Origin of the sequence: Alkalihalobacillus phoenicis (assembly GCF_047302405.1) — a bacterium.
Classification (GTDB): Bacteria; Bacillota; Bacilli; order Bacillales; family Bacillaceae_D; genus Alkalihalobacillus.
The window spans coordinates 1199502-1215763 of the sequence record NZ_CP154853.1; the positions used below are offsets into that span (position 1 = coordinate 1199502).

The 16262-nt window shown below is 38.5% G+C and carries 17 protein-coding genes; 14 read left to right on the forward strand and 3 right to left on the reverse strand.

The genetic code is table 11. The features are described 5' to 3' along the window. Positions 1–14: 14 nt before the first annotated feature. Genes AA0017_RS05625 through AA0017_RS05645 form a run of 5 tightly spaced genes read left to right on the forward strand, consistent with a single transcriptional unit; the run spans position 15 to position 3135 of the window. Complete coding sequence (locus tag AA0017_RS05625) at positions 15–608, forward strand: nicotinate-nucleotide adenylyltransferase (protein ID WP_413380105.1); 594 nt, start codon at positions 15–17, stop codon at positions 606–608. Then, positions 586–1164, forward strand: a complete 579-nt coding sequence (gene yqeK / locus AA0017_RS05630) for a bis(5'-nucleosyl)-tetraphosphatase (symmetrical) YqeK (RefSeq protein WP_413380106.1) — start codon at positions 586–588, stop codon at positions 1162–1164. Before AA0017_RS05625 ends, yqeK begins: the two co-directional genes overlap by 23 nt. Before the next feature lie 14 nt (positions 1165–1178). Further along, positions 1179–1517 carry a ribosome silencing factor gene (gene rsfS / locus AA0017_RS05635; RefSeq protein ID WP_413382417.1) on the forward strand — a complete coding sequence of 113 codons (339 nt, stop codon included), beginning with the start codon at positions 1179–1181 and terminating at the stop codon, positions 1515–1517. Continuing rightward, positions 1517–2377 carry a S1 RNA-binding domain-containing protein gene (locus tag AA0017_RS05640; RefSeq protein ID WP_413380107.1) on the forward strand — a complete coding sequence of 287 codons (861 nt, stop codon included), beginning with the start codon at positions 1517–1519 and terminating at the stop codon, positions 2375–2377. The genes rsfS and AA0017_RS05640 overlap by 1 nt, the downstream gene beginning before the upstream one ends. Continuing rightward, the gene (locus tag AA0017_RS05645) at positions 2374–3135 is read left to right on the forward strand and encodes a class I SAM-dependent DNA methyltransferase (RefSeq protein ID WP_413380108.1); all 762 of its coding nucleotides are present in this window, start codon (positions 2374–2376) and stop codon (positions 3133–3135) included. The genes AA0017_RS05640 and AA0017_RS05645 overlap by 4 nt, the downstream gene beginning before the upstream one ends. A gap of 86 nt (positions 3136–3221) precedes the next feature. Here the strand turns inward: AA0017_RS05645 and comER are convergent, their stop codons facing one another. Continuing rightward, on the reverse strand, positions 3222–4043 hold the full coding sequence (comER, locus tag AA0017_RS05650; RefSeq protein WP_413380109.1) for a late competence protein ComER: 822 nt from the start codon (positions 4041–4043) through the stop codon (positions 3222–3224). A gap of 291 nt (positions 4044–4334) precedes the next feature. Here comER and AA0017_RS05655 point away from each other — a divergent pair, with 291 nt between their 5' ends. The 4 genes from AA0017_RS05655 to AA0017_RS05670 all read left to right on the forward strand — a co-directional run bounded on the left by AA0017_RS05655 (position 4335) and on the right by AA0017_RS05670 (position 8458). After that, the gene (locus AA0017_RS05655; protein WP_413380110.1) at positions 4335–4964 is read left to right on the forward strand and encodes a helix-hairpin-helix domain-containing protein; all 630 of its coding nucleotides are present in this window, start codon (positions 4335–4337) and stop codon (positions 4962–4964) included. 99 nt (positions 4965–5063) lie between these two features. Next, the gene (locus tag AA0017_RS05660; RefSeq protein ID WP_413380111.1) at positions 5064–5636 is read left to right on the forward strand and encodes a ComE operon protein 2; all 573 of its coding nucleotides are present in this window, start codon (positions 5064–5066) and stop codon (positions 5634–5636) included. A 21-nt stretch (positions 5637–5657) separates the two neighbouring features. Then, positions 5658–7961: a DNA internalization-related competence protein ComEC/Rec2 gene (locus AA0017_RS05665; protein ID WP_413382420.1), complete on the forward strand. Its 2304-nt coding sequence runs from the start codon at positions 5658–5660 to the stop codon at positions 7959–7961. An 80-nt stretch (positions 7962–8041) separates the two neighbouring features. Then, positions 8042–8458, forward strand: coding sequence for a ClpX C4-type zinc finger protein (locus AA0017_RS05670; protein WP_413380112.1), 417 nt, complete (start codon positions 8042–8044; stop codon positions 8456–8458). Positions 8459–8555: 97 nt separating this feature from the next. Here the strand turns inward: AA0017_RS05670 and AA0017_RS05675 are convergent, their stop codons facing one another. Continuing rightward, a complete protein-coding gene (locus AA0017_RS05675; RefSeq protein ID WP_003323290.1) occupies positions 8556–8693 on the reverse strand; it encodes a YqzM family protein in 138 nt (45 codons plus the stop codon). Positions 8694–9177: 484 nt separating this feature from the next. On the opposite strand from AA0017_RS05675, the gene holA reads away from it, so the two are divergent. After that, complete coding sequence (gene holA, locus AA0017_RS05680) at positions 9178–10206, forward strand: DNA polymerase III subunit delta (protein ID WP_413380113.1); 1029 nt, start codon at positions 9178–9180, stop codon at positions 10204–10206. 283 nt (positions 10207–10489) lie between these two features. On the opposite strand, the gene rpsT is transcribed toward holA, so the two are convergent. Beyond that, positions 10490–10756, reverse strand: a complete 267-nt coding sequence (gene rpsT, locus AA0017_RS05685) for a 30S ribosomal protein S20 (RefSeq protein ID WP_003323292.1) — start codon at positions 10754–10756, stop codon at positions 10490–10492. A gap of 208 nt (positions 10757–10964) precedes the next feature. On the opposite strand from rpsT, the gene gpr reads away from it, so the two are divergent. The 4 genes from gpr (at position 10965) to lepA (ending at position 16259) form a co-directional block, all read left to right on the forward strand. Continuing rightward, complete coding sequence (gene gpr, locus AA0017_RS05690) at positions 10965–12110, forward strand: GPR endopeptidase (RefSeq protein WP_413380114.1); 1146 nt, start codon at positions 10965–10967, stop codon at positions 12108–12110. 250 nt (positions 12111–12360) lie between these two features. Beyond that, positions 12361–13524 (forward strand): stage II sporulation protein P, encoded by a 1164-nt coding sequence (locus tag AA0017_RS05695; RefSeq protein WP_413380115.1) that lies wholly within the window; start codon positions 12361–12363, stop codon positions 13522–13524. A gap of 15 nt (positions 13525–13539) precedes the next feature. Beyond that, positions 13540–13914 carry a hypothetical protein gene (locus tag AA0017_RS05700; protein ID WP_413380116.1) on the forward strand — a complete coding sequence of 125 codons (375 nt, stop codon included), beginning with the start codon at positions 13540–13542 and terminating at the stop codon, positions 13912–13914. Positions 13915–14438: 524 nt separating this feature from the next. Further along, positions 14439–16259 carry a translation elongation factor 4 gene (lepA, locus tag AA0017_RS05705; protein ID WP_413380117.1) on the forward strand — a complete coding sequence of 607 codons (1821 nt, stop codon included), beginning with the start codon at positions 14439–14441 and terminating at the stop codon, positions 16257–16259. Positions 16260–16262: the final 3 nt, after the last annotated feature.

The following is a 16262-nucleotide window of genomic DNA, read 5'->3' on the forward strand; positions in this document are numbered from 1 at the left end:
GGGGTTCTTTTTTAATGAAACGAATCGGGCTGTTCGGTGGTAGCTTTGATCCACCACATCTTGGTCATATGTTAATGGCACAGTATGTATTAGAAGAATGCGAACTAGATGAAATTTGGTTTGTGCCTGTACATACACCTCCTCATAAGAAAAGGGAATCGATGTCAACCAATGAAGAGAGACTTGAGATGCTTGAGCAAAGTACGGCATTTGAAGAGAGATTTTTTATTTCAACGATTGAATTTGAAAGAAAAGGGATTTCTTATACGATTGAGACAGTCAAGCAACTAAAAAAGCAACATCCAAATATTCAATTTTATTTTATCATCGGTGGCGATATGATTGAATCTTTGCATACGTGGAAAGATATAGATGAGTTAATGGAGGACACGACATTTATTGGTGTTCAGCGTCCGGGCACTTCCTCTCAAGCCATATATTCTGATCGAGTCATTCAAGTCGAAACCATTCAAGTGGATTTATCCTCGACCTTAATTAGGGAAAGAGTGAAGCTGGGGAAATCGATTGCTTATATGGTGCCAAATGGCGTGGAATCGATTATAAGAAAGCGAGGATTATATGGAGATGGAGAGAGAGAAAGCACTTGAATTAGTTGAGCCACATTTGACAGCGCATCGTTACAAACATACTTTAGGCGTTATGCATACGGCGGTAGCCTTAGCGAAAAAGTTCGGAGTTAACCAAAAAAAAGCTGAAATCGCCGCCATCTTTCATGATTATGCGAAGTTTCGTGATAAAAATGAAATGCGTGATTTGGTCAAAGAAAAACTCCATTGGCCGAGTATCCTTCATTATGGGGATGAGCTTTTACATGCTCCGTGTGGGGCTTACTATGTAAAGAGTGAGGTCGGGATTTGTGATCAAGAAATTCTTGATGCGATTGCCTATCATACAACGGGAAAACCTGAAATGACGGATTTAGAAAAAGTTGTTTTTTTGGCTGATTATATTGAACCAGGGCGACAATTTAAAGGGGTAGATGAAGTCCGAAAGATAGCGGAAACGGATTTGGATGAGGCGATTATTCAATCACTTGAAAATACTATCACTTTTTTGATGAAGCGAAGACAGTTAATATTCCCAGATACATTGGCAACATACAATGATTTTATTTTAAAAAGAAAAAGGAGAAGTGATTGTTAGTGGTAGAAGATAAAATGCTTGAATTAGCAGTAAAGACGGTAGATGACAAGAAGGCAGAGAATATTGTCGCTTTAAATATGAAGGGAATTTCATTAATTGCCGATTATTTTGTGATTTGTCACGGTAATTCTGAAAAGCAAGTTCAGGCGATTGCCCATGAATTGAAAAAAGTAGCTCAAGAAAATGGTCTCGATATTAAACGTTTAGAAGGTTATGATACAGCTCGTTGGGTTTTAATTGATTTAGGAAATGTAATCGTGCATATTTTCCATAAAGATGAACGAGTTTATTACAATTTAGAAAAGCTATGGGGCGATGCGTCAACCATCGAGCTTGAAGGGGTTTTAAGGTAATGGAATTAAAGCCAGGTTATATGGTCGAACTGAAAGTGGACCGGAAAACGAATTTTGGTTATTTCCTTGAAGCTGGAGAAAAAGACGTTTTACTACATAACAACGATGTAGTAGGGACGGTTCAAGTCGGAGATACCATCCATGTATTTTTATATTTGGATCATCAGGAGCGCCTTGCGGCAACGATGAAAGAGCCGATTATATCGGTCGGAGAGTTTGCGTGGTTAGAAGCTGTATCCGTTAGAACAGGTCATGGTGTCTTTTTATACAATGGAATTTCAAGGGATTTATTCCTATCAATGGATGAATTACCAGAAGACCGTGGATATTGGCCAAAAAAGGGCGATAAAGTGCCAGTGACGATTACGTGGGATAAACGTGGCCGGATGATGGCCAAGCTTCTAAAAGGAAAACCGATTGAAGAAACAGCTGAAAAGGCTCCAGAATCATTAAAAAATGAAGAAGTGTCTGGTCATGTCTATCATTATTTAGATGAAGGAGCTTTGTTCTTAACCGAACAAGGGTATTTAGCTTTTATTCACAATGATGAAATGACAAGAGAACCTCGTTACGGAGAGTTTGTGACAGCTCGTGTTCAATTTGTTCGCCCGGATGGAAGAGTGAATGTAACATTGAAAGGGTCTCGAACAGAACAGCAATCCGAAGATTCAGAACGGATTTTTGCTTATTTGCTTGAACGTGGTGGAGCAATGCCTTATACGGATAAAACCGCACCGGATGATATTAAAGCCAGGTTTCAATTAAGTAAGGCCGCCTTTAAACGTGCTCTTGGCAAACTGATGAAAGAAGGCAAAATTGAACAACGTGATGGTTGGACTTATGAAAAGGGGAAAAAATGAATTATTTAGCTTTTGCCACCCTTTATGACGATTTAATGGCTGATGCCCCTTACGAAAAGTGGTTTCAATTTGTGTGTCGCTCTCTTGGACAAGAATCATTAAAAGATGTTTCTATTTTAGATGTAGGCTGTGGGACAGGTGAATTATTAATTCGTTTTTTAAAAGCAGGAGCTGTGGCAACTGGTGTCGATTTGTCTACGGAAATGCTCATGGTAGCGAAAGAAAAGGCTGAAAAAGAGAATTTGAACCCGTTTCTAATCGAACAGGACATGTCGCAGATGGATAAATTAGGAGAGTATGATGTCGTGACTGTTTTTTGTGATTCCCTCAATTATTTACAAGAGGAAGAAGACGTCAAAAAAACGTTCGCCTCGATTTATGGACAATTAAAAGCGGACGGACTTTTCCTCTTTGATGTTCACTCTCCTTATAAAGTGAATCATGTTTATTTGCAGCAAACTTTCGCTGATGCAGGTGAGGATATATCTTATATTTGGAACTCATTTTCAGGTGAGGTTCAAAATAGTGTGGAGCATGAGCTAACTTTTTTTGTGTTGACAGAGGATGGTAAATACGAGCGTTTTGAAGAATTACATAAACAAAGGACGTATGATTGGCAGACGTATCAAAATTGGTTAGAGCAAACAGGTTTTGTTGTCGAGCAAATAAGTGCTGATTTTGACGAAAGTGCCCCAACCGATAAAAATGAACGAATTTTTTTTAAAGCACGAAAAAATAGCAGGAATTTTGACAAGTAACGCGTATTAATTGTTATGGACAAAAAAAGGAGCTGTCTCAAAAGGTTCTATAAATGATCCTTAAAGATTCAGCTCCTTTTAATCTCTTAAGCTTTGAATAAAAACTTGAGCTTATCGCGTTCATCATCGTATTTTTTGTGAGTTTGTTGAAACAAATGGTCAAAAATAGCTCCTAATTCATTTTCTAAAACCTTTAAACCTTCCCCTGTAATCCCACCTGGAACACAAACTCTCTCTTGTAAAGTAGATAAGGAATAATGCCTTTTTTCAAGTAACTTTCCCATTCCAACGAGCATATTGGTGGCTAAAATAGTCGCTTCTTCTTCACTTATTTCCGTCTGTCTTACCGATGCATTAATAAATTCCTGTAACAAATAACTAAAAAAAGCAGGGCCACAACTGACAATATCAGACGATACACGTGTAATATTTTCATCGATTAATAAAGGCTCTGAAATAGTCTCCATTAAATCGGTTAATGTCTTTTTATCGATTTCTGTACATCTTGTTCCGAAACTTAATAAAGTAGAACCGGCATGAACCCGATTGAGAATACTTGGAATGACCCTTGCGACTTTACAATTTAATTGTTCTTCTAATTGTTTGACGCTAATTGGGCTCGTAATTGAGACAAAAAGATCATTTCGGGTAACATTTGGTTGAATTTCATGAATCACGTTCGGGAACTGAGGTGGTTTGACACATAAAAAAGTGATATCTGCTTGCTGAACGACTTGTGTCGGATTCTCGGCCAAATGGATTGAGGGAAATTGACGTTGGATCCGTTCTGCCTTTTCGCTCGTACGGTTGTAAATGATTAATTGTTCCGGACAAATGATTTCTGTATCAAGCCATGATTCAATTAAGATGGTCCCCATACTGCCAGTGCCTATGACTCCAATTTTCATTATACTCCCCCCTTTTCATCCTTGATCCTGAAAATTTCGTTCAACGTTATAAATAAATGTATGAAAGCATGAAGGCACTTATGAATCAATTAAGTGAAATTTGAATTTTTTTCAAAAAAAAAGCCAGCCTTTTTGGAGAGATACAGGAAAAGAAGGGCTGATGATTAGTGAAGGGGAATCAAGGGGAAAGTGTTTTTTCTAGAGGTACGAAAAAAATTGGGTTATTAAAGAATTGGATTTATAATAAAAAAGAGAATGGTCTGTTCGTCTATTGTCGATGGAGGGGTAAAAATGAAGAAATTATCTTTAAGGGAATGGTTGGTTCTAATTGCTTCTAGTTTAATGGTTTTGTTTAGTTTAGGGTTGTTTGCCTTTGTATTTAACCGCGATAAGTCCACCACTACAGCTGAGCAAAGTGAATGGGCCTTTTTAGAAGGGCAGGATGAAAAAGAAGAAACTTTACAGGAAGTGAGTTCTGTTGAGGAAATTGAGCTAGTTGTCGACATAAAGGGTGCGATTAAAAGACCTGGGATTTATGTGATGGAAGAAGGCGAGCGTATTCATGATGTGATTGATAAAGCGGGAGGACTTATAGATGAAGCGGATGATTTACAAGTGAATTTAGCCTCACTTGTTACCGATGAAATGGTGATTTATATCCCTTCGATTCATGATGAAGAAGAATATAGTGGTCCATTGCAGGTGGCAGCAACGAGTGAGACGGATGGTTTAATCAATTTGAACACCGCTACTCAAGCGGAGCTGGAACAGCTTCCGGGTGTCGGTCCTTCAAAAGCAGCTCAAATTATCGCCTATCGTGAAGAACATGGTTCTTTTGCAGAAATAGAAGATTTGAAAAAAGTGTCTGGTTTTGGGGAGAAGTCGTTTGAACAATTAAAAATTTTAATTACAACAAAATGATCTCGTACTTGACGAAAAGGATTTTTTGTCACTAAACTATCTAAGAGGATAAGCTAAAGGTTGAATGAGAGCTTGTTTCAGCTAGAGAGGTGGAACATAATGGAACGTATTTCATGGAATCAATATTTTATGGCACAAAGTCAGTTGTTGTCATTAAGAAGCACATGCACACGCTTAATGGTAGGTGCGACAATTGTGCGAGATAAACGAATTATTGCTGGTGGATATAATGGCTCAGTTTCTGGTAGTGATCATTGTATTGATAAAGGCTGTTATGTCGTCGATAATCATTGTATTCGGACGATTCATGCTGAAGTGAATGCTTTATTACAATGTGCAAAATTTGGTGTACCAACAGAGGGAGCCGAAATTTATGTGACACATTTTCCTTGTGTACATTGTTCAAAAGCCATTATTCAAGCGGGGATTAAAAAGGTTTATTATGATGCAGATTATAAAAACCATCCGTATGCTTTAGAGTTATTTGAACAAGTGGGCATTGAGGTGGAGCAAGTGGAACTTGATGAAGTTGTTTTAGACAGAAGGTATCAAGATAAGTTGCAATTAACAACCGATCTGCTTCACAAACTTGAAGAAACGGATATTGATAAAGAAGAATTAATGAAATTTATTGATCAAACCCGTACACTTTATTCACCAACAAAATCATAGGGGGCTGATGCCTTGAATCATATGATTTTTATTAGTATTCTATCTACAATACTCGGTTTAACTTTTGTCATCAAAGGGCCGAGTCCTTTTTTATTTATTCTCCTCTTTTTTTATCTCCTCTATCTTTTTTGTTTAAAAGAACGTTGGATGAAAACATATCTCCCTGCATTTCTTAGTTTTTGGTTGTATGTGATTGTTGGTTATATTTATGAATATCAAAATGAATCAGTCTTAGTTGAAGGAAGCTGGCAAGGGATTGTCGAGATAAAAGAACTCCCGAAAATCGACGGAAATCGAATGATGACGGTTGTCGTGACCGAGCAAGGAGAAAAGCTGCAAGTTCGTAGTTATTTGCGATTGGAGGAGGAAAAAGAAAGGTTCAAAACCATTTCCGCTGGCGACGTATGTTATATGGATGGTCAGTTAGAAACTCCCCAAAAAGCGACTAATTTTTTTGGTTTTAACTATGCTGAGTTTCTTTATTTTAATCAAATCCATTGGCTTTTTGCTGTGGAACCTAGCTCTGTTACATGTCAAACAAGGGAAGGGACATGGGGACAAAGCTTACAAAACTTTCGGCAACAACAAATGTATCAATTAGAAGAAAGACTCGATCCGGAAATCGCGGGTATGATGATCGCCTTACTTTTTGGTGAACGAATGTTCTTTGAAGAAGAGATTCTTAACGCCTATCAACGACTAGGAGTCTTTCATTTATTGGCGATATCTGGTTTACATGTTGGATTAATTATATCGGCCCTATTTTACTTAATGATACGCTTTGGTGTCTCAAGGGAGCGAACGCAAGAACTATTAATCTGCTTTCTTCCAATTTATGCCCTTTTAGCTGGGGCAGCTCCACCAGTTATGCGTGCTTGTGGGATGACGATGATTGTTCTTTTGTCATTAAGATTGCAAAAAAGAATCCCCTCTTTACTAGCGATAAGTGCTGTTTTTTTTCTCTATTTGCTTGTCAACCCATACGCCCTCTTTCAATTAGGTTTTCAGCTTTCCTTCCTTATTTCCTTTGGGTTAATTTTATCGTCCCAGACGATTTCAAGAAGGTATACGAGTTATTTTAGTCGTTTATTTATCGTCTCCGCTTTAGCTCAGCTTCTATCTTTGCCCTTCTTACTTTATCACTTTTTTGAACAATCATGGCTGCAAATCCCCCTTAATTTATTTTATATCCCATTAATTAGTTTGATCATTTTGCCACTTGTATTTACTACTTATTTCTTATCCTTTGTCCTGCCATTTATGTCTGATTGGCTGCTTTTGTTCTTAGTTAACGTATTGTCAAATGTTCATATCGGATTACAAGTGATCGAAAATTGGAGTTTTCATTATTTCACTGTTGGTCGTCCGAATTCATTTAGTCTGCTAGCGATAAGTTTCCTGTTACTGTTCACTTTTTTATTGTGGGAGCGAGGCAAAAGAGGCTGGTGGAAACTTGTTTTATGTGGCTGGAGTCTTCTGGTTGCACTCCATTTAATTATCCCTTATTTAGACCCAACGACCAAAATCACGATGATCGATATTGGACAAGGAGATAGCTTTTTAATCGAACTCCCATTTAATCAAGCGACTTATTTATTAGATACAGGAGGGACGATTCGATTTCAAGAGGAAGACTGGCAAATACGGCGTTCACAGTTCGAGGTCGGTGAGGATGTACTTGTGCCTTTTTTGAAGGCGAAAGGGATCAGAAAAATTGATAAGCTCATTTTATCGCATGGAGATTTTGATCATGTCGGTGGGGTTCTTGCTGTGCTGAAGCATGTAAAGGTAAAGGAAATTCTTTATCCGAAAGGCCCGATGGATGAGGGGGAAATCGCTCTTTTTCAGCAATGGCAGCCATATGGGGCCGACTTAACTTTTATTGAAAAAGGGGAGTATTGGTCGGTTGGAAATGCTGAATTTTACGTATTGGCACCAACAGGAGTAGAAAGTGGTCGTAATGAGCGTTCGATGGTGCTGTACGCTGTGTTAGACGGTTTGAGCTGGCTATTTACTGGTGATCTGGAAGAGGAGGGAGAAAGACGGTTAGTGCAAAACTTTCCTCGTATGACCGTCGATGTGTTAAAAGTAGGTCATCACGGCAGTCGAACCTCAACGACCGACCTCTTGCTTAATCATTTACAGCCTCAAATCGCCTTTATTTCAGCAGGAAGGAATAATCGTTTCGGTCACCCACATCCAGATGTCGTCCATCGTTTGCAGGAGGAAGGGGTAATCATTTATCGAACCGATTTAGATGGAGCAGTGGTGATGCAGCTTAAAGGAAGCGAGCGAAAGGTACAAACTAAATTAATTCGGGAGTAAAAGAAGGAAAAAAATCGAAGACGCTGAATACTATAAATGTATACAATTGTGAACAAATGTGTTAGGGGGGAGGGAGTACGATGGATCAAGATTTTCGAAAAAAGACTTTTAGAGGGGCGAAGATTGAAGATGTTATTTTAGAGTTAAAAAAGTTAATCAGCTTGTGCGAAACAAAAAGTAGCAAATCCGAGGATAAAGAACAGCAACGTTTTTATGAAGGGATGGCAATTGCTTATACGACGGTTCAATTAAAGCTCCAAGGCGAATTTGATTATATTGAAGAGAAGGTGATTCATGAATTAGGGAATGTGATGAAACGAACAACCCTAAATGATAAAGCGGGTCCGAATTATCAGGCAATTGAAGAATGCTCATTTTGTAGAAGGAGTAAAAAAGAAGTAGGAGAATTAGCATTAGGACCTGGTGTTTCAATTTGTCGTGAATGTTTACAATTTGGTGTAAAAGTGATTGAAGCACAGAAGGGTTCAACAACTTAAGTGATTATGTTCAAAAAGCTCGGTAGGAAGAGTCAAATCTTCACACCGAGCTTTTTTGTTAAGGCTGGCCAGGAGCCTCGACGGTTGAGTATGTATATTAGAATAAACTAGCGACATCAACCGCTTGCGCAACAATAAATACTAATGCAAAAAAGATAAATGAAACGACGAAGCCGATACCGGAATCGATGGCGTCATTGCGTTTTTCTTGAACGTCTTCTTCAAAATGATTCATCTGGATCCCTCCTTATACAACCTATAGTATACGTGAAGCACATTGAAAAATCTAGATAGATTATCCTTAAGTTTATCGAGCGAATGTCTTTTTTTGATAATGATTTTAGAAATGTTCACAAATCTGTGATATTCGTTATTCCTTACTCATTGTAGTTTAAACACTTATCCTTTAAATTTCGTTGAAACGTAAAAAAATATACATTGGTTGATCTCCCTTCTTTGTTAAGAGTTGTCACCTATAAGTTAAGAATGCATAGGATATCATACAAGAGAAGGTTGATTATCGTCGTAGAGAAGAATGCCTAGGGTCTTCAATATGGCGTTTATCATAAATGGGGAATCCAGAATTTCGGAGCTGGATTCCCTTCTTAATTTTGTGGAAAAAGCTTGTGAATTTGTGAGGTTTTCACTAAGCTTAAGAAGAAGAGTTACTTAAATAAAACCTTTTGTTGAAGGAATATACATAAAAGTTGGGGATTAAGATGACTTATTTAAAAGTGAAAAAAGCTGTGGAACAAGGGAAGTTAAGCCCTGTTTATTTTAGTTATGGTAGTCAAACTTTTTTAATGGAGGATTTCATTCAAGAGTTGACCAAACAATTGCAAACAAAAAATGAAGAAGGATTAAATATTATTCCATTTCGATTGCAGGAGACACCAATTGAGTTAATAGTAGAGGAAGCAGAGACCATTTCTTTTTTTGGTGGAAAAAAGTTGGTCATTATTAAAGATTTTTATGCGGTAACTAGCCAAAAGGTGGAGACAAAGCTCGAACATAATTTTGATGTGCTTGATCGCTACATCAAGAATCCGGTCGAGGAAACGATTGTTGTGATTCAAGCTCCGTATGAAAAGCTTGATGAGCGTAAAAAGATAACTAAGCTTTTAAAAAAAGAAACAACTGTAGTCGAGGCTAATCCATTTGATGAGCGAACGTTGTTTCAATGGATTCAAGATCAAGTGGAACAAAAAGGGATTACGATAAGTGATCAAACAAAGGGCCAATTATTAGAGCGAGTTGGTGCCAATTTATTATTAATGGCCTCCGAAATTGAGAAGCTCAGCCTTTATGTTGGTGAAGGTGGTGTAATTGAACCAGACCATATCGAATTACTTGTCGCAAGAACATTAGAACAAGATATTTTTGCTTTAATCGATTTGGCGATTCATCAAAAAACGGACAAGGCTTTAGTCATTTATCATGATTTATTGAGGCAAAAAGAAGAGCCATTAAAAATCCTCGCTTTATTAACACGACAATTTCGCATTTATTATCAAGTGAAGGAATTAAGCTCGCGCGGTTATTCGCAAAAAGAAATAGCTAGTCAAATCAAACTTCATCCGTATGTTGTAAAGTTGGCTACTCAAAGACTCCATCAATTTAATGAAAAAAGACTTTACGCCTTAATGGAGCTCGCTGCCGAAACAGATTATGCAATTAAAACAGGAAAAACAGAAAAAGTACTCGCGGTTGAATTGTTGATTTTACGATTGGCAACTGATGAAAAGTGAAATTTAATAGTTGAAGTCTCATTAGGAAGAAACCTAGTGGGTCTTTTTTTGATTCAGATGCAGTTGATAGTTTGGTGACATGAAAAGCAACCTCGGATTGAGCTTGGTGACAACAAAAGAGGAAGAAGAAAGAAAAAAGTAGTCACCATCATGGTTCGAGGGGCAACTAAGGATAAACATTGCTATAAAAAGAAAAGTCCTCTAAAGCCACTTAATGACTTTAAAGGACTGCTTCCTTTTGACTGTTTGGTCTAGACTACAGGTGAACTGTAGTCTTGTTCAATTATGCAGATAAACCGTTTAATTGTTTCGCTAGGCGAGATTTTTGACGAGAAGCTGCATTTTTATGAATAAGACCTTTGTCCGCTGCTTTATCAAGCTTTTTAGTAGCTGTAACAAAAGCTGTTTTTGCATTTTCTGCATCTCCAGCTTCTACAGTCGCTTCAAAGTTTTTGATCGCTGTACGTAGAGCTGATTTGATCGCGATGTTGTGAGCACGTTTTTTGTCGTTAGTTTTCACACGTTTGATTGCTGATTTAATATTTGGCATACCTTTCACCTCCTGCATGAACAGTAGCTGTTTTGACTCGTCCGTTTCAAAAAAGGACGATTTTTTTCCTTGATTCAAGGTCATGATAATATCACGAATACTATCAATACAACAAACAGCATTCTATCAAAAATAAGCAACAATTGCAATAGAAGAATGAAAACAAACCGAGAAGGAAACGCTAACGTTAAACTTTTTAAAACGGAAAATGGAGGTAGACGTCGTGTCAAATGAACAGAATTTAGACTTATCTCAATATCAAATTCGTACCGATCTTGCACTAGAAGCCCATCAAATGGTTTTGGAGGAAGATAATAAACGTCCAGAGCCAGTGCAGGAGAGTTCGTCGGTTAGCGGCGTGACGGTAGATGAAACGGAAGATGAGGGGGTCAAGATTACAAGGGTTGAGATTACGGCAGAAGGGGCAGAGCGTTTAGGAAAAAAACCAGGAAAATATTTATCGTTTGAGTCACAGGCCATTCGGCAAAGAGATACGGAAAAACAAGAAGTGATGGAACGAGTATTTGCCGAGCACTTCCATCAGTTTTTAACAGAGGTAGGCATTGAAGAAGATCACACATGTTTAGTTGTCGGTCTTGGGAACTGGAATGTGACCCCAGATGCCCTTGGGCCTATTGCGGCCGAAAATTTACTGATTACACGTCATTTATTCGAATTAGCACCAGAACAAGTGCAAGACGGCTTTAGACCGGTTAGTGCTGTAACACCTGGTGTGATGGGATTAACGGGGATCGAAACAAGTGATGTGATCTTTGGTATTATTGAAAAGACAAAGCCTGATTTTGTGATCGCGATTGATGCACTTGCTTCTCGCTCAATTGAACGGGTAAATGCGACGATTCAAGTCTCGGATACAGGGATTCACCCTGGAAGTGGGGTTGGAAATAAACGCAAGGATTTAAGTATGGATACATTAGGTATTCCAGTCATTGCTGTAGGGATTCCAACAGTTGTTGATGCCGTATCGATTACGAGTGACACGATTGATTTTGTGCTTAAACATTTTGGTAAGGAAATGCGAGAAGGAGGCGCACCTTCTCGAGGTTTAGTTCCGGCTGGAATGACTTTTGGTGAAAAAAGAACTCTAACCGATGAGGACTTGCCGAATGAAGAAAAACGTCAAACCATTATGGGGATGATTGGAAATTTACCGGACGAGGAAAAAAGACAGCTCATCCAAGAAGTGCTTTCTCCCTTGGGACATAATTTAATGGTGACACCAAAGGAGGTCGATGTCTTTATTGATGATATGGCCAATGTCATTGCAGCTGGGTTAAATGCAGCCTTGCATAAGTCGATTAACCAGGACAATACAGGAGCATACACCCATTAAAAGCGTTTCCTTTCGTTATTTTCCTGTGAGTGTCTGAGGATTTGCTCGAAAAAGCACTTCCTAAATAGAAAATGTTTTTTGACATAAAAGCTAGTGAGGGCTCAACAACAACCTGACTGGCTTTTTTATTTTTACCTTTTTTAAACATCTAACTAGTAGTTGTTCTACTTTTAGTGGACAAGCATATAATCGATTATCACCATAAGCATGGACGAATGAGGGACAAGTTTATGAAAGGGTGTTAAAGGAGATGAGGCGAAGGCAAAGCTATTTTCTGATGGGGGCGAAAAAGCGGACGAGCTTTAAAAATATATTTATAACGATTTTTTTGGGTGTTTTTATCATCTTTTTATTGACCGGGCTTTTAACATCTATTGATAAGAAACCGAGTTCAGTTACGTTTTATCAATGGTCTAGTGAAGTTAGTGGGGAAGATTTTTTATATTTTATGGGCTTAGAAAACCATTATTTTAAAATGAATTTGCCTAGCGGTTATCAAGGTTTGAACGTTGGGGAAACGATTTTTAATACAGTTACAAGCATTAGCCTTGATGACCCTAGAAGCTTTTTAGGAAGAGAGTTACCTGGGATGAGCCACTATCAGGGCGAAATGTATATTTCGAGTGAAGGTGCTGAACACACCGATTTCTTAGCTGAGTCTGCACCACCACTTGAAATCATATTAGCAGAAAGAGAAGCGACAAAAGAAAGTTTAGCTAAGTTAGAAGAACTTGAAAAAGAAAAACAAGCCCAAGCAAACAAAAACACAAATGGACAACAAGTTGTTTATATCATCAATGCACATAATCATGAGTCTTATTTACCGGAGCTTGAAACGACTGTTCCAAACGAGGCTTATCATTCGCAAGTCAATGTAACATTAGTGAGTGATAAATTAGCGATTGAACTCGAGAAGCATGGGATTGGAGTTTTAGTAGAAGAGAGAGATGTGCAAGGGATGTTAAAGGAACGTGGCTGGAGCTACAATCAGTCTTATACAGGGGCAAGAGAGTTTATTACGGAAACGTTAGAGACAAAAGATGCAGTAGAATTTGTCTTTGATTTACATCGTGATAGCTTACCTAGGGAGAGAACAACCGTCAATATTAATGGCGTTGATTATGCGAAAGCGTTATTTGTTATCGGAGGAAATCATGATGATTATGGTCGGAGTCTGCAACTTGCAGAGGAACTTGTTGGAATATTGGAGGAACATTATCCTGGCCTAGGCCGTGTAGCTCCTTTAAAAACAGGGACGAGAACGAATGGCGTTTTTAATCAAGATTTAAATACGAATTCACTGTTAATTGAAATGGGTGGTTATGAAAATTCACTTGAGGAAGCGTATCGGACGGCAGAAGTGATTGCTAAAGTGTTTGCTGAGTATTATTTTGAGCATTATCATAATGATTAAAAGGAGATGTTGAGGGTGAAAAAGATGTTTGGGTTCGTGTTGGCCTTTCTATTTGTGTTGCTATTTGGCGTGTTAGCCGGTGTGCAATATATGAATGAACAAGCGGGACGCTCGGTTCCTGTTCCGCTAAATATTAAGACAGAAACAAACGAATCCAAAGTCGCCACTACCCAAACGCCTTCAGCTACAGTGACCGAAAGCGTGCAAAACGTTAATGCCGCTAATGATTTAATCGAAAAAAAAGAACGTGCGAAAGAAGTTGGGAATTTTAATTTCTTCTCGGATCTTGGAGGGTATCTCTCTTCCAGTTTTCATAAAATGTGTAGGAGCACCTTGGAAGCTGTAATGGGGTTTGTTCATCACATGTTTACTGGTGAAACAGATGGATAAAGTTTTTAAAAGTGAACTGGATTTTAAACGTCTCAGAGTAGTAAGGATGAGACTACTGAAAAATGGGCTGCTCGTTAAAATGTAGTTACATTAGTTAGCCTACTCCGCCAGCTCCATCCCCTACGCGTTCCGCGGGTGAACCGGGAGCCTCCTCGCAAAGCTTGAGGGGTCTCCCGTATTCTCTATTCCCGCAGGAGTCTCCGGGTACTACATTGGCTCCGTTTTGGTTCATAAAAACCGTTTGATGCTTTGATTAAAATCTAATCAATAACCTAATTGCCTTTTGTTTTTCCCTGTCAAGGTGGAGCGTGAGGACTTTTTAGTGACCTCGTAAGGACTCCTTAGTGCTTTTTTATGAGTTTATCGGGTATGATAAGAGGAACGTCAAAAGGCTCGTTCGAATACAATATCATGATAAAATAAGAATAAACGTGATGCTTATCCAAACAAAAGATTGAACAGTGGTTCAACGCTTGCTATAATGAGGGTTAGTCTATGTTGTACGTTTACTAGGAGTGACGAGAATGAATAATGAACAACGTCGAGCAAGACAAGAGAAGATTCGTAATTTCTCTATTATTGCTCATATTGATCACGGGAAGTCGACTTTGGCTGACCGTATTTTAGAACAAACAGGTGCTTTAACGGAACGTGAAATGAAGGAACAAACGCTTGATGCCATGGATCTTGAGCGCGAACGAGGAATTACGATTAAATTAAATGCTGTACAGTTAACATACACCGCAAAAGATGGTGAGGAATATATTTTCCACTTAATTGATACACCTGGACATGTCGATTTTACATATGAGGTGTCTCGAAGTTTAGCAGCTTGTGAAGGGGCACTTTTAATTGTCGATGCGGCTCAAGGGATTGAAGCCCAAACACTTGCTAATGTGTATTTAGCTCTTGATAATGATTTAGAAATTTTACCGGTTATTAATAAAATTGACTTGCCAAGTGCAGAGCCGGAGCGTGTCAAAAAAGAAGTAGAAGATGTTATTGGTCTTGATGCATCTGATGCGGTTCTCGCCTCAGCGAAAAATGGGATTGGAATTGGTGATATCTTAGAACAGGTTGTTGAAAAGGTTCCAGCGCCAACAGGAGATCCTGAAGGTCCGTTAAAAGCTCTTATTTTCGATTCGTTATATGATTCCTACCGTGGGGTTGTTGCTTATATTCGAATTGTTGAAGGAACAGTTAAAGCGGGCCAGAAAATCCGGATGATGGCAACAGGTAAGGAATTTGAAGTTACGGAAATCGGTGTCTTTACACCTAAAGCGGAAAAACGGGATGAATTAACGGTAGGCGATGTTGGGTTTTTATCGGCCTCGATTAAAAACGTTGGTGATACAAGTGTCGGGGATACGATCACGAGTGCGGGGAATCCTGCAAGTGAACCACTGCCAGGTTATCGTAAAATGAACCCGATGGTATATTGTGGACTTTACCCAGTTGATACAAATGAATATAACGATTTACGCGAAGCATTAGAAAGACTTGAGTTAAATGATGCGTCTCTTCAATATGAGCCAGAAACTTCACAGGCTCTTGGCTTTGGTTTCCGTTGTGGATTTTTAGGACTTTTGCATATGGAGATTATTCAAGAACGGATTGAGCGTGAGTTCGGAATTACATTAATTACGACGGCTCCAAGTGTTATCTATAATGTCACGATGACAAATGGAGAGGAACTAAAGGTAGATAACCCAGCCAATATGCCAGACGCTCAAAAGATTGAGCATGTAGAAGAGCCTTATGTAAAAGCAAAAGTAATGGTTCCGAATGATTATGTTGGAGCCGTGATGGAATTATGCCAAGGGAAACGTGGGATTTTTATTGATATGCAGTACTTGGATGAGAATCGGGTCCAAATCGTCTATGAAATTCCCCTTTCAGAAATTGTTTATGATTTCTTTGACCAGTTAAAATCAAGCACAAAAGGGTATGCTTCTTTTGATTATGAACTAATTGGTTATAAACAATCTAAATTGGTCAAAATGGATATTTTACTAAATAGTGAAACAGTCGATGCCCTCTCGGTTATCGTGCACCGTGATTCGGCTTATGAGCGCGGGAAAATTATTGTAGAGAAATTAAAAGAATTAATTCCTCGCCAACAATTTGAAGTGCCAATTCAAGCGAGTATTGGTCAAAAGGTTATCGCTCGTTCGACTATTAAAGCAATGCGGAAAAATGTATTAGCAAAATGTTACGGAGGAGACATCTCCCGTAAACGGAAGCTATTAGAGAAACAAAAAGAAGGTAAAAAGCGAATGAAGTCTGTTGGTAATGTTGAAGTGCCACAAGAGGCGTTCATGGCTGTATTACGTATGGATGATTAATGT